The 13,600-nt window shown below is 66.8% G+C and carries 13 protein-coding genes; 7 read left to right on the top strand and 6 right to left on the bottom strand.

Annotated features, from left to right (window positions below):
* Positions 1 to 27: 27 nt before the first annotated feature.
* Positions 28 to 777, top strand: a complete 750-nt coding sequence (locus ACFRAU_RS00460; protein ID WP_377998570.1) for a 3-hydroxybutyrate dehydrogenase — start codon at positions 28 to 30, stop codon at positions 775 to 777.
* A 28-nt stretch (positions 778 to 805) separates the two neighbouring features.
* On the opposite strand, the gene ACFRAU_RS00455 is transcribed toward ACFRAU_RS00460, so the two are convergent.
* The 4 genes from ACFRAU_RS00455 to ACFRAU_RS00440 all read right to left on the bottom strand — a co-directional run bounded on the left by ACFRAU_RS00455 (position 806) and on the right by ACFRAU_RS00440 (position 3,852).
* Complete coding sequence (locus tag ACFRAU_RS00455; protein ID WP_377993878.1) at positions 806 to 1,444, bottom strand: LysE family translocator; 639 nt, start codon at positions 1,442 to 1,444, stop codon at positions 806 to 808.
* A gap of 93 nt (positions 1,445 to 1,537) precedes the next feature.
* Positions 1,538 to 1,756, bottom strand: a complete 219-nt coding sequence (locus tag ACFRAU_RS00450; protein ID WP_377998328.1) for a helix-turn-helix domain-containing protein — start codon at positions 1,754 to 1,756, stop codon at positions 1,538 to 1,540.
* A 45-nt stretch (positions 1,757 to 1,801) separates the two neighbouring features.
* Positions 1,802 to 2,056: a hypothetical protein gene (locus ACFRAU_RS00445; RefSeq protein WP_377998327.1), complete on the bottom strand. Its 255-nt coding sequence runs from the start codon at positions 2,054 to 2,056 to the stop codon at positions 1,802 to 1,804.
* Between the two features lie 257 nt (positions 2,057 to 2,313).
* Complete coding sequence (locus ACFRAU_RS00440; RefSeq protein WP_377998326.1) at positions 2,314 to 3,852, bottom strand: amino acid permease; 1,539 nt, start codon at positions 3,850 to 3,852, stop codon at positions 2,314 to 2,316.
* A 198-nt stretch (positions 3,853 to 4,050) separates the two neighbouring features.
* Between ACFRAU_RS00440 and ACFRAU_RS00435 the strand changes: the two genes are divergently transcribed.
* The gene (locus ACFRAU_RS00435) at positions 4,051 to 5,574 is read left to right on the top strand and encodes a DUF222 domain-containing protein (protein WP_377998325.1); all 1,524 of its coding nucleotides are present in this window, start codon (positions 4,051 to 4,053) and stop codon (positions 5,572 to 5,574) included.
* 9 nt (positions 5,575 to 5,583) lie between these two features.
* Here ACFRAU_RS00435 and ACFRAU_RS00430 read toward each other — a convergent pair whose 3' ends face one another.
* Entirely contained in the window at positions 5,584 to 6,501 is a 918-nt protein-coding gene (locus tag ACFRAU_RS00430; RefSeq protein WP_377998323.1) for an SDR family oxidoreductase, read from the bottom strand.
* A 230-nt stretch (positions 6,502 to 6,731) separates the two neighbouring features.
* Between ACFRAU_RS00430 and ACFRAU_RS00425 the strand changes: the two genes are divergently transcribed.
* From ACFRAU_RS00425 to ACFRAU_RS00410, 4 genes are all read left to right on the top strand, one after another.
* Entirely contained in the window at positions 6,732 to 7,574 is an 843-nt protein-coding gene (locus tag ACFRAU_RS00425; RefSeq protein WP_377993872.1) for an IclR family transcriptional regulator, read from the top strand.
* A gap of 257 nt (positions 7,575 to 7,831) precedes the next feature.
* On the top strand, positions 7,832 to 9,535 hold the full coding sequence (locus ACFRAU_RS00420) for a urocanate hydratase (RefSeq protein WP_377993871.1): 1,704 nt from the start codon (positions 7,832 to 7,834) through the stop codon (positions 9,533 to 9,535).
* 72 nt (positions 9,536 to 9,607) lie between these two features.
* The gene (gene hutH, locus ACFRAU_RS00415; RefSeq protein ID WP_377998322.1) at positions 9,608 to 11,254 is read left to right on the top strand and encodes a histidine ammonia-lyase; all 1,647 of its coding nucleotides are present in this window, start codon (positions 9,608 to 9,610) and stop codon (positions 11,252 to 11,254) included.
* Between the two features lie 165 nt (positions 11,255 to 11,419).
* Complete coding sequence (locus ACFRAU_RS00410) at positions 11,420 to 11,656, top strand: hypothetical protein (RefSeq protein ID WP_377993950.1); 237 nt, start codon at positions 11,420 to 11,422, stop codon at positions 11,654 to 11,656.
* Between the two features lie 110 nt (positions 11,657 to 11,766).
* On the opposite strand, the gene ACFRAU_RS00405 is transcribed toward ACFRAU_RS00410, so the two are convergent.
* On the bottom strand, positions 11,767 to 12,027 hold the full coding sequence (locus ACFRAU_RS00405) for a hypothetical protein (RefSeq protein ID WP_377993869.1): 261 nt from the start codon (positions 12,025 to 12,027) through the stop codon (positions 11,767 to 11,769).
* Positions 12,028 to 12,239: 212 nt separating this feature from the next.
* Between ACFRAU_RS00405 and ACFRAU_RS00400 the strand changes: the two genes are divergently transcribed.
* Complete coding sequence (locus tag ACFRAU_RS00400) at positions 12,240 to 13,544, top strand: cation:proton antiporter (RefSeq protein WP_377998320.1); 1,305 nt, start codon at positions 12,240 to 12,242, stop codon at positions 13,542 to 13,544.
* The last annotated feature ends 56 nt before the right edge of the window (positions 13,545 to 13,600 follow it).

The following is a 13,600-nucleotide window of genomic DNA, read 5'->3' as shown; positions in this document are numbered from 1 at the left end:
CAGACTGTGGACGCACAAGGACCGGGCGTGGAGAAGAACCTGAACGGCCGCAAGGCCCTGGTCACCGGCGGTGCCAGCGGCATCGGCGCGGCGTGCGTACGGGAACTGGCCGCCAGGGGAGCCAAGGTGGTGGTGGCCGACGTCGACGAACTTGGCGCCGCGGCCCTCGCCGATGCGGTGGGCGGGACGTCCTGGGCCGTCGACCTCCTGGACGTCGAGGCGCTGGCCGCGCTGAGCCTGGACTGCGACATCCTGGTGAACAACGCCGGCATCCAACAGATCAGCCCGATTGAGGACTTCGATCCCGTGGCGTTCCGGCGGATCCTGGCGCTCATGCTCGAAGCACCGTTCCTGCTGATCCGGGCCGCGCTGCCGCACATGTACGCCAACGGATTTGGGCGCATCATCAACCTGTCGTCGGTGCACGGCCTCCGGGCCTCGCCGTTCAAAAGCGCCTATGTCTCGGCGAAGCACGGTCTTGAGGGACTGAGCAAGGTGACGGCGCTCGAGGGCGGCGAGCACGGGGTCACGTCCAACTGCATCAACCCCGGCTATGTGCGCACCCCGCTGGTGGAGAAGCAAATCGCGGACCAGGCACGTGTCCATGGGATTCCGGAGTCCGAGGTGCTCGCGAAGGTGATGCTTACCGAGTCCGCGGTGAAACGGCTGGTGGAACCCGAGGAGGTGGCCTCGCTGGTTGCGTGGCTGTCCTCCGACGCCGCCGGAATGGTCACCGGGGCCAGCTACACGATGGACGGGGGCTGGTCCGCCCGCTAGCGCGGTGGTTGAAGCCTGTCGAAACCAATCAGCTCTTACTACCCGTCAGTGCAAGGGTGCCCCCGAGCCCGATCATCATCACCCCGCCGGTAGTCGTCACAGCCGCCACCCGACGGGGCGAGCGGGCGAACCACTGCCTCGCTGTGCCGGCGGCGAGTGCCCAGACGCTGTCCGAAACCAGTGCGATGGCCAGGAACGTGGCACCCAGAAGGGCGAGTTGAAGGGGAATATCGCCCGCTGAATGATCGACGAACTGGGGGAGGACCGCCACGAAGAACACCACCGACTTCGGGTTCGTGGCCCCGACAACGAAGCCTTCGCGCAGAATCCGCCGCGTGGTCGCGGGCCTGGTCGGATCCGGGCCGCCCGCAGGACCGCCACGGCGGTGCAGCACCGCCTGGATTCCCAGATAGATGAGGTAGGCCGCGCCGGCAAACTTCACCACGGTGAACAGCAGCACCGACTCAGCCAGCACCACGCCGAGTCCCAAGGCCACCCCTGCGATCTGCAGCAGTTCCCCGGCCGCATTGCCAAGGACACTGAGCAGACCGCCGCGCCGCCCCAAGGCCAGCGACCGTCCGATAACGAACAGGACGCTTGGGCCCGGGACGGCGATCAGCAGTGCGGAGACCAAGGCAAAGGCCAGGAGATTCTGCAGCGGGAGCATGCCTGATGGTAACGCCGGCGGCCGGCAGCCAGCCAGCACCGATGAGCGCCAAACCGCCGCCGGCCCAGGCCGTCATTGCCTCACCGCATGTGCTCAGCTCCGTGGACCTGGTGGATCCTCCATGGCAGGGCTTCCAGAAGCCCGGATGTACTCCTCCACAGCCGACTCCGGCACGCGGTAGGACTTGCCGAAGCGGTCGGCAGCCAGCGTTCCGGCCCGGACCATCCGGTAGACGGTCATTTTGGACAGGCGCAGGGCCGCGGCGACCTCGGCAATGGTGAGGTAGGAGGTGGGGAGGTTGGCGATGGACATGGGATCGGCTCCTGTTGGTCGTCGGCTGGACTGGCGGTGACCCGCCTAGTCCGGCCGCCTCAGTTGCCGGTAGTCGTAGAAGTACACCCGGTCCGAGGACCGGATCCCGATTGACCGGCCGTTCTTGACCACCACAGTGCCTTCGCGCCGGCCATTGAACGGATCGTCGCCCACCAGGACATCGCCGACCTTGTATGGAATTGCGGCCCTGCGCGCCCGCTGCAGGGTCTGGGCCAGGAGACCGGGTGACCGCCCGGATTGAATATTTGGCGCCGGTGCCCCGGCTTGGATTTCCAACATGAGGACCACTCCTTCACAGTGTGACCAATCGTCGAATCACTGGCGGCGCGGGTCCGGGTCATCATCCGGGGTCAATGCCCCAGCCGGCTGGCACCGTGTAGTCCACTGTAGGAAGGAATCACATGCGTCACACGAGTAACATCTACCTCATTTATCACATCAGGCACTCGCGTAACAGCCATTAACTACCTGTCTTGTCCCATTTCTACTACTTGTTTTTGCCAATTCCAGCGCGGCGCGGCACTTTCGCGGGAATCCTACTCAGTTTTCGCGACCACCGGCAGCGGTGAGGTCTCATCCTCAAGGTGGGCCCGGCGTCGTCCGCTGCCTTTGACCCAGAGGCGGTAGGCGGCCACCAGCAGCCCCAGCCACACAGCCCCGACATAGAGCGCCACGCGCGTGTCCTCGAAGAAGCCAAGCACGGCGATCACCAGCCCCATGAAGCCGATGGTGAGGACGGATGCCGCTGGCCACCACGGCGAGGGGAACTCCGACGCCGGCAGGCCCTTGCGTGCAATCTCGCGTTTCATCGCCACGTGGGAGGCGAGAATCATGACCCACACCCAGACCGTGGCGAAGGTGGCGATGGAGGCGATGAGCAGGAAGACGTCCTCCGGGATGACCGCGTTCAGCACCACTCCCACCAGCAGGATTCCGGTCATCATCACCACGGTCATCCACGGCACGCCATGCCGCGAAACCCGCCCGAAGCTCTGCGGTGCGTGCCCCTGCTTGGCCAGGCCGAAGAGGATCCGCCCGGCGCCGAAGATGTCGCTGTTGATTGCAGACAGTGCGGCGGTGATCACCACGGCGTTGAGGATGTGGGGTGCGGCGGGAATGCCCAGGCCGCTGAAGATCTGGACGAACGGGCTGCCGCTGCTGCCGATCTCGTTCCACGGGAAAAGGCTCATGAGCACGCCCAGGGTGAGGACATAGAACAGCAGGACCCGGACCGGCACTGTGTTGACGGCCTTCGGGATCACCTTCTTAGGGTCGGCCGCCTCGCCGGCCGTGATGCCGATGGTTTCAATCCCGCCGAAGGCGAACATCACGACGGCGAACGAGGCCAGGAGCCCTTCGAAGCCGTGGGGGAAAAGGCCGCCGTGCTCCACGAGGTTGCCCAGGCCGGGGGCGGCCGAGGCGTCGCCATTCTGGAAGCCGAATGCGAGGATGGCCGCGCCGCCCGCGATCATCGCGATAATGGCTGAAACCTTCACCAGCGTGAACCAGAATTCGAGTTCGCCGAAGACCTTTACGCTCAGCAGGTTCAGGGCCGCGAGGAGGAAGATGATGGCCAGGATCCAGACCCACCGCTCCACGGATGGGAACCAGAAGCCCATATAGATACTGAACGCGGTGACGTCGGCGATGGCCACGATCGCCATTTCGAAGACGTAGGTCCAGCCGGTCACGAAGCCTGCCAGCGGGCCAAGGTAGCGGCTGGCGTACTGCCCGAACGATCCCGAGACAGGGTGCCGCACGGCCATTTCCCCCAGGGCGCGCATCACCATGAACACGGCGGCGCCGCCGATCATGTAGGCGAACAGCACGGCGGGGCCGGCCTTTTGGATGGCCGAGGCCGAACCGTAGAACAGGCCGGTGCCGATGGCGGAGCCCAGCGCCATGAAGCGGATGTGGCGGACGTTCAGGCCGCGGTTCAGGACGGTCGCGACGGCGGTTTCGACGGCTGTTTCGACAGCGTTGCGGGCGTTTCGGGCGTTTCCGACGGCGGTGGCGTCATCGGTGGAGGTGCTGTCAGGCGCCGCCGTTTCGGCTGTTGTTTGGGCTTGTTGCATGCCAATACCTTCTCGTCATTGGGAGGGGGATCGCTATCCAGCAGACCATGTCCGGGAGGTCTGTGATGAGGCTCACGGGCTCTTGGTGTCTTCGATTTCAGACTGTGCGCCGCACGGGAATCTAGGGCGAACGGACAGTTGTGACCCCCTCCACCGCCGCGCGGTAAGAATGTCAGTGGCCGGTGAGATGCTTCGGGTATGGAAAGCAGTGCAGCTGTGGAGACGATGGAGGCCATCGACGCCTCTACTTCTGCACTGGCTGCTTTCGTTGATCTCGCCACGGGAAACGTCCCCGTGACGGGTGGCCAGGCGTCGGGCGCGGCTGATCCGCTGCGGGACCAGGCCGACGCCCACCTTGACGGTTTGGCCGAGCTGGCCAAAGTGGAGGCCCGCCTCGCTGCCCTGAAGGTGCAGCTCGTCGCCGGCTACGCCAACGCTGAGAAAGCCATGACGCCGCCGGCCGCTTCCCCGCAGGACCGCACCGTCAGGGACATGGCCGTGACCGCCGAAGTGGCGGGTGTCCTGACCATCAGCGAACGCGCCGCGGGTGCGCTGCTGTCAGAGGCCCATGTGCTGACCACGGACCTGCCGCTGACGCTGTCCGCGCTCCGGGCCGGCACCATTTCGTGGCAGCACGCCCGGATCATGGTGGAGGAGACCGTGAATCTTGACCCCGCCGGGGCGGCAGCGTTGGCGGCGCATTTCCTCGACCCCGCCGCTCCGAACGCGGCGCGGGGCATGCAAGCTGGCGACCTCGTCCCGTGCCGGTTCCGGGCGAAGGTCCGCACCTGGCGGGAGCGGCACCACCCGGTCAGCATCGAAAAACGCCACGCCCGCAGCGCGGCGGACCGGCGGGTGGAATATTGTCCGGATCAGGATGGCATGGCCTGGTTCTCGGCCTACCTGCCCGCGGACCAGGCTGCGGGGATCTGGGACCGCAGCACCGCCGCAGCCCGGGCCATGCAGGGACCGGGCGAGGCCAGGACCCTCACCCAGCTCCGCGCCGACGTCGCCGCGACCTGGCTCCTCACCGCAGGCCTCGAACACACGCCGGCCGGCACCGCAGCAGCCGACAACGGCGCCGGTGACGAAGGTCCCGCCGGTTCCCGGTCGGCCAGCGGTGTGCCCTCGCCCGCGGCGCAGGTCCTGATCACGGTGCCGGCGCTGTCCCTGCTCGGCCTGACCGAGGAAACGGCCATGCTCGACGGCTACGGGCCGATCCCGCCCTCCATGGCCCGTGCGCTCGTCGCCGACGGGGCATCCTCATTCCGCAGGGTGCTCACCGACCCCCGTGACGGCGTGCCCCTGGAAATCGGACGAACCAGCTACCGGATCCCGAAGCCGCTGCGCCAATGGTTGAGGCTCCGGGACGCCAAGTGCTCGTTCCCGGCCTGCAACAACCACTCCCTGGACAACGACGCCGACCACCTCCTGGCCTGGGCACGCGGCGGACCCACCGGGATCAGCAACCTCGGCCAACCATGCCCTAAACATCACCGGCTCAAACACGGCTCTACCTGGACACCCACCGCTGCCAGCGCCAACGACCCACCCGGCTGGACCTCACCCACCGGCAGGCATTACCCCAGCGAACAACCCGACTGGGAACCCCCACACTGGCCACCACGGATACTGGCCATACTCGCGTGCCTTGACACAGGCACGCGCGAAACGGCCGCTTCTCCCGGCGACGTGCCGGAGGCAGGCCGTGCAGCGGCCTAAACGAGCGCCTCAGCGGTAGCCCGTTGCGTCGGCGGGCAATCCGGCGTCCAGGACCTCCGCCAGGTAGCGCCAGCAGTCGGGCCTGGAGCCGTCGACGTCGGTGAAGCCGTACTCCTGCGCCAGGCCGCCGGAGGAGAACGAGCCGCCGGTCCGTCGGTGGACGTCGGGATCGGCGGCGAGGGCGGCGACAGCCCGGCCCACAAAGCGCGGGCTTTCCGAGATGGCGGCGAAGTGCGGATTGGTCGCGGCGGCATCGCGCCACTTGGCTTCGGTCACGCCATAGTTTTCGAGCATCATTTCCGAGCGCATCCACCCCGGCGTTAGCGCCACAGCCGTGCACCCGAACGGCCTCAGCTCCTCGGCCTGGCTGAAGGCGAGCCGCAGGACGGCGGATTTGGCAAGGTCGTAAAACGCGGAGAGCCGGTAATGCGCCGCGTTGTAGTCGCGCGTTCCGTCCGTCATTTCCACCACCAGTCCTCCCGGCCGCCGGATGAGCAGCGGCAGCGCGTAGTGGCTCGTGACCAGATGCGTGTCGACGGCGCCGTGCAGCATCCGCAAACCACCGTGAAGGTCGTGTTCCCACAGGGGCGTGTTCCACTGGATGAGCTTCTCGCCGCCCCAAATATCATTCACCAGGATGTCCAGCCGGCCGTGCTCGCCGTCGATGCGGCGGACCAGCGCTTCCACCTCAGTGGCGTTGAGATGGTCCACCGCCACGGCGATGCCGGTCCCGCCGGCCGCGCTCACCATGGCTGCCGTTTCATCGATGGTTTCCGGGCGACGGTAGTCGGACGTCTGGCGCTTAGTGGTGCGGCCGGTGCAGTAGGCCACTGCCCCGGCCTCACCCAGCGCCACAGCCGTGCCGCGACCTGCCCCTCGTGTGGCACCGGCCACCAGAGCCACCTTGCCCTTCAGCGGAAATTCCATGGACAAACGCTACCTCCGTGCGCGGGAAAGCGGGATGATGGGGGCTGGCAAAGGAAATGTCCGGTATTCCAGACAGTCGTGCTGCTGGAGGAGGGCTTCGGGGAGTGGATCAGGCGCAAGCTTAAGTACGGGATACCGGACACCTTTCGGCGAAAACCCGAAGAGGCAGAATCCCGAACGGACAGTCAAACAACGGGCAGTCAGCCAAACAAACGAGGCCTGGAGGGCACATGGCAGGCACGACGGCCGCCACGGCGGCAAAACGGCCGGAATCAGCGGCGCGGCCGGACTCAGCGGTCAAGGCTAAGGTTCCAGCCGCCGAAAATACCTTGCGGATTCTCAAACTGTTGGCTTCCAAGCGCGGGCCGATGGCGGCGTCGAACATTGCCACGGCACTGGGGCTGCCCCGCTCAAGTGTCTACCACCTCCTGGGCGTCATGGAGGCGAACGGCTTCGTCCTGCACCTGCACGAGGAGCAGCGCTACGGCCTCGGCATCAGCGCCTTCGAGCTCAGTTCCGCGTACTCGCGGCAGGAACCGCTGTCCAGGCTGGGGCGGCCCATGCTGGCATCCCTCGTTGATGTCCTAGGCGAAAGCGCACACCTGGCGGTCCTGCACGGCCGGGATGTGCTCTACATCGTGGAGGAGCGCGCCAAGAACCGGCCATCCCTGGTGACCGACGTCGGTGTCCGGCTGCCCAGCCACCTCACCGCCAGCGGCCGGGCCATCCTTGCCGCGCTGCCAAAGTCACAGGTCCGGGCGCTCTATCCGAACGCCGCCGCCTTCTCTGCCCGGCACGAGGTGGAGGGCGCCATCATGAAGTACTCGGCACTGTCATCACACCTGGACCAGGTGCGGCAGCGTGGCTACGCCACGGAACACGGGGAAGTGACCCCGGGCTTTGGTTCAATCGCCGCCGCTGTCACGGATCACCTTGGATGGCCGACGGCGGCAGTCGCCGTCACGTTCTTGGAAGACAAGCTGCCGGAGGATCAGTGGCCGGTGCTCGCCGCCCGGGTCCAAAAGGTCGCCGACGAGCTCTCGGTGCGCATCCACGGCCGCCCGGCGAAATAGGCTGCGCCCAGCACCAGCCCAGCTGGGTAGCAGCACAGGGCGTTCCCAGCGCTGGGAACGCCCTGAAATGCTACCCAGTTGGGTCTGGGATACCAGACAGCACCACCTGGAAACCCCTGTCTCACCCGGTCTAGAGGGGCTTTAGTTGATACAGAAGCACTTCCGCTCAAAATGCTGACTCAGCAACACCACAGAATTCCTGCACCACACAACATTCCTGCAACGCAGCAACATTCCCGCTATACGAAGGAGCCACCATGGCACCCGCCGATTTCACCACCGGTGCCCGCCCGGTCAAAGCAGCCCGCGGCACCGAGCTCACCGCCAAGTCCTGGCAGACCGAGGCACCCCTGCGCATGCTCATGAACAACCTCGACCCTGAGGTTGCCGAACGCCCGGATGACCTGGTGGTCTACGGCGGCACCGGCCGGGCCGTGCGTTCCTGGGCTGCGTTCGACGCCATCACCCGCACCCTGGAAACCATGGACAAGGACGAGACCCTGCTGGTCCAGTCGGGCAAGCCGGTGGGCGTCTTCCGCACCAACGAATGGGCCCCGCGGGTGCTGCTGGCCAACTCCAACCTCGTCGGCGACTGGGCCACGTGGCCCGAATTCCGCCGGCTCGAGGCCGAGGGCCTGATGATGTACGGCCAGATGACGGCCGGCTCCTGGATCTACATCGGCACCCAGGGCATCCTGCAGGGCACGTTCGAGACCTTCGCGGCGATCGCCCGCAAGCTCACCGGGGACAGCAACGGCACGCTCGCCGGCACCCTGACCCTGACCGGCGGCTGCGGCGGCATGGGCGGCGCCCAGCCCCTCGCCGTCACCCTCAACGAGGGAGCCTGCCTGATTATCGACGTCGACGAGACCCGCCTGCGCCGCCGCGCCGGCAAGCGCTACCTCGATGAGGTGGAAACGGACCTCGACGCCGCGATCGCCAAGGTCCTGGCGGCCAAGGAAGAGCGCCGCGGCTGGTCGGTGGGCTACGTGGGCAATGCCGCCGAGGTCTTCCCGGAACTGCTTCGCCGCCACAAGGCCGGCGAGCTGACCATCGACATCGTCACCGACCAGACCTCCGCCCACGACCCCCTGAGCTACCTGCCGGAGGGCATTTCCGTGGACGAATGGCACCGCGAGGCCGAGGCCGATCCGGAAGGCTTCACCAAGAAGGCCCAGGCGTCGATGGCCAAGCACGTCCAGGCCATGGTCGAATTCCAGGATGCCGGCGCCGAGGTGTTCGACTACGGCAACTCCATCCGCGACGAGGCCCGCAAGGGCGGCTACAGCCGCGCGTTCGAGTTTCCCGGCTTCGTCCCGGCCTACATCCGCCCGCTGTTCTGCGAGGGCCTCGGCCCGTTCCGCTGGGTTGCCCTCTCCGGCGACCCCGAGGACATCGCCGTCACGGACAAGGCCATCAAGGAACTCTTCCCGGACAACAAGCACCTGCACCGCTGGATCGACGCCGCCGGTGAGCGCGTCGAGTTCGAAGGTCTGCCGGCCCGTATTTGCTGGCTGGGCTACGGCGAACGCGCCAAGGCCGGGCTGCTCTTCAATCAGCTCGTCAAGGAGGGCAAGGTCAAGGCCCCGATCGTCATTGGCCGCGACCACCTCGACTCCGGCTCCGTCGCCTCCCCGTACCGCGAGACCGAAGCCATGGCCGACGGCTCCGACGCCATCGCCGACTGGCCGCTGCTCAACGCGCTGATCAACACCTCCTCCGGCGCCACGTGGGTCTCGATCCACCACGGCGGGGGAGTGGGCATCGGCCGCTCCATCCACGCCGGCCAGGTCTCCGTCGCTGACGGCACCGACCTCGCCGCGCAGAAACTGGAGCGGCTCCTCACCAACGATCCCGGCATGGGCGTCATCCGGCATGTCGACGCCGGCTATGACCGCGCCGTCGACGTCGCCAAGGAACGCGGCGTCCGGATCCCCATGAACGAAGGAACCACCAACTAACTCGCATTAGATGTCGTTTTGAACGCCCAAAACGACAACAACTGCCAGTCAGTTGGGAAGAAGGAAGAAGAAATGACTCTCCCCACGACCTCCCTAACCTCGCAAGCTCGGCCAGGGAACCCTGCTCGCGTGGCCCCAACCCACCAACCGCTCACCGTCACCCTCGGTGCCAGCGGTGCCACGCCCGAGGACGTCGTCGCCGTCGCGCGCCACGACGCCAAGGTGACCATCGCCCAGGAAGCCCTGGACACCGTCGCCAACGTCCGCGCGCACATCGACGAACTGGCCCACAGCGACGTGCCCGCGTACGGCATCTCCACGGGCTTCGGCGCGCTGGCCAACCGCCACATCCCGGGCGAGCTCCGCACCCAGCTGCAGAAATCGCTGATCCGCAGCCACGCTGCCGGGATGGGCCCCGCTGTGGAACGCGAAGTGGTCCGCGGCATCATGTTCCTGCGCGCCAAGACGCTGGCATCCGGACGCACCGGCGTCCGGCCCGTGGTGCTGCAGACCATGGTGGACGTGCTCAACGCCGGCATCACCCCGGTGGTCCGTGAGTTCGGTTCGTTGGGCTGCTCCGGCGACCTCGCACCGCTGTCCCACTGCGCCCTGGTCCTCATGGGTGAGGGCGAAGCAACCGGCCCCGACGGCGAACTCTACGGGGGCGCCGGCCAGCGCACGGTTGCCGACCTCCTTGCCGCACACAGCATCGAACCCGTGACCCTGGCCGAGAAGGAAGGGCTGGCGCTGGTCAACGGCACTGAGGGCATGCTGGGCATGCTCCTGATGGCCATCGCGGACATCCGCCAGCTGCTCACGACGGCGGACATCACCGCCGCGCTCAGCGTCGAGGCGCTGCTCGGCACAGATCAGGTGTTCCTGCCCGAGCTGCACGCCGCCCTCCGCCCGCACCCCGGCCAGGCTGCCAGCGCCGACAACATGCTCCGGGTCCTGTCCGACTCGGCCATCGTGGCGTCGCACCGCGTGGGCGATTCCCGGGTCCAGGATGCCTACTCCCTGCGCTGCGCACCCCAGGTTGCCGGCGCCGTCCGGGACACGGTCGAGCACGCCGAACTCGTGGCCTCCCGTGAACTCGCGGCAGCCATCGACAACCCCGTGGTCCTGCCCGACGGCCGGGTCAGCTCCAACGGCAACTTCCACGGCGCCCCGGTGGCGTATGTTCTCGACTACCTGGCCATCGCCGTCGCGGACCTCAGCTCCATCGCCGAACGGCGTACGGACCGCATGCTGGACCCGGCCCGCTCGCACGGCCTGCCGGCGTTCCTGGCCGCGGATCCGGGCGTGGACTCGGGTCTTATGATCGCCCAGTACACCCAGGCCGGGCTGGTTTCGGACAACAAGAGGCTCGCGGTGCCCGCGTCCGTGGACTCCATCCCGAGCTCGGCAATGCAGGAGGACCACGTATCCATGGGCTGGCACGCTGCCCGAAAGCTCCGGAAGGCAGTGGAGAACCTGCGCCGCGTGCTGGCGATCGAGCTGGTGACGTCGGCCCGGGCTATCGACATGCGTACCCAGCTGTCCGGGGGCCAGCTGACGCCGGGACCCGCCGGGGCGGCTGTCCTCGAAACACTGCGGACCGTCGTCGCCGGCCCGGGCACGGACCGGTTCCTCTCACCCGAGCTCGAGGCCGCCGACCGGCTGGTCGCCTCCGGTGCGGTGCGGGCGGCAGCCGAATCCGCCGTCGGAAACCTCGCCTGAGGGTGAACATTGTGCGCCGCCGGCAATGATTTGCCGGCGGCGCCGAAATAGTCTGCAACCCGCCGGAAATAGGCCGGAGAGTGTAGTAGAACTAAAGGTGTAGTGAAAGTCACATCAACGATGCTGTGGCGTAAGAAGAACATCCACAAAGGGGTAGAAGTTCAAATGAAAGCACGCGGGGCAGTCCTGTCCAGACGCATCGCACACGCAGCTACGGTTTCAGACTGGGGATCGCTGCACGTGGGCGAGCGGATTGAGATCATCAAGCATGCGCACGTTATTGCGGCAGGCGAGGTGGAGGAAATCTCACGGAGCGGCAACGTGCTGTGGCTGATCTGTGGCGGAGCGCATGAATCCCAGCTCTTTATGAAGTCCGACGGCGTGCAGGTGCGCCGGATGTAGTCCGGCTGAAGCCCTGCGGAGCACGCGCAGCTGAAATCAAAAAGCCCCCGACCTTGGATCATTCGGCCGTTTGGCCAGCATGAGTCCAGGATCGGGGGCTTTTTCGCGTGTTAGGCTGCGATGTCCTCGTGTGTTTCACCGAAGGGGACAGACTCGTCGAGGGCCACCGTGTAACGGCCTGGCTCAAGGCGCGTGACCTTGATGCCGCAGGTGCCTTCCTGGGCAGCCGTTTCGATCAGCGCTTCTACCGCGTTTTCCAGGCCGTCGTGGACCTGGTCGGCACTGGTGAACGCCAGGTCGATGGACCGGGCATCCGCGGAGCGAGACGCGCTCTTAGGAGCGGTTGGGCGCTCCATGGTTGCTGTGCTCATGTACTGACTTTCTGTGATTCTTGCCGGGGGGCAGTAGACCATTCTACCGGGAACCGGTCCAAAGGTAAGATGACTGTCATTTGACAAGACGTTTGACATGTCTGTGACTGGGTTTGTTTTGGGTGCGCCCATCCGCGGCGTGCCCTCCCGGGTGCGTGAACGGGCGGCTAGTGTTGGTCAGGTCTGAGAGGCCGACGGCGCAGGAGGCGACCGTGTTTGAAGGTGCCAGCATCATGTTCGCCGCGGCGGGCGTCGCGGTCTTTGTTGCCGCCATCCTGCCCAAGGCCTTGCGCAGTGCCCCGATCTCCATGCCGATGGTCTTCCTGGGCGCTGGCGCCGCCGCCTTCGGCCTGCTTCCCAACCTCCCGGACCCGAACCCTGTCCAGCACCCCGAGCTGACCCTGCACCTGACCGAGCTCTGCGTGATCATCTCGCTGATGGGAGCCGGGCTGGCGCTGGACCGCTCGGTGGGCCGGCGGAACTGGGCCACCACCTGGCGGATGCTCGGGATTGCCATGCCCCTGTGCATGCTGGGCCTGACGCTCCTCGGGCTCTGGCTACTGGGACTGGGACTCGCCGCCGCGCTCCTCGTTTCCGCTGCCCTGGCGCCCACGGATCCGGTCCTGGCCTCCGAGGTGCAGGTGGGCGAGCCCGCCGACGAGGAGGAGGGCACCGACCAGGAGGACGAGGTCAGGTTCGCACTGACCTCGGAGGCAGGCCTGAATGACGGGCTGGCCTTTCCCTTTGTGTACCTGGCCATTGCCATGAGCCTCGTGGGGACCGCGCCGTCGGCCTGGTTTCCGGAGTGGTTCGGCGTGGACGTCCTGTGGCGCATCGGCGTGGGCCTGCTGCTGGGCTACTGCACGGGCAAGGTGCTGGCCCGGCTTTTCTTCTCCGCCCGGCACGACAGCATCCGGCTGTCCAACCACTCCGAGGGCTTCGTTGCGCTGGCCGCCACCTTCCTGGCGTACGGCGTCACACAGATGATCGAGGGCTACGGCTTCATTGCGGTGTTCGTCTGCGCCGTGACCATCAGGGCAGCGGAGCGCACCCACGGCTACCACCGCATTCTTCACTCCTACGTGGAACAGCTCGAGCGGCTCCTGACAGTTGTCATCCTGGTCCTCCTGGGCGGAGCGATCGCGAGGGGCCTGCTGGCCGGCGTCGGCTGGGCCGAGGTGGGCGTGGCCGTGGCCTTCCTGATCCTGGTCCGTCCGCTGTCCGGCTGGCTGGCGCTTGCCCGGGGCAAGACCGGTCCCCGCGAACGGATCGCCATTTCCTTCTTCGGCATCAGGGGCATCGGGTCCCTGTACTACCTTGCCTACGCGCTGGGCCAGGGCAGCTTCGGGGACCAGGCCCAGCGCCTGTGGAGCATCATCGGACTGGTAGTGGCGGTGTCCGTGGTGCTGCACGGGGCCACCACGGCGCCCGTCATGAAGCGCCTGGACCGGCTCCGCGAACGCAGGGCAGCCGAGAAATTCGGTGACGAGGGAAAGGCGCCGCACACCCCGGTCTGACCCTGCGAAGCACGAATCATGCCGGGAGCGGCGAGTATTCTACTTTCCGGCCGATG

The organism is Arthrobacter sp. NPDC056691 (assembly GCF_042791415.1).
Classification (GTDB): domain Bacteria; phylum Actinomycetota; class Actinomycetes; order Actinomycetales; family Micrococcaceae; genus Arthrobacter.
The sequence above is the reverse complement of the archived record's forward strand: the minus strand, read 5'-3'. Positions and strand labels throughout refer to the sequence as shown.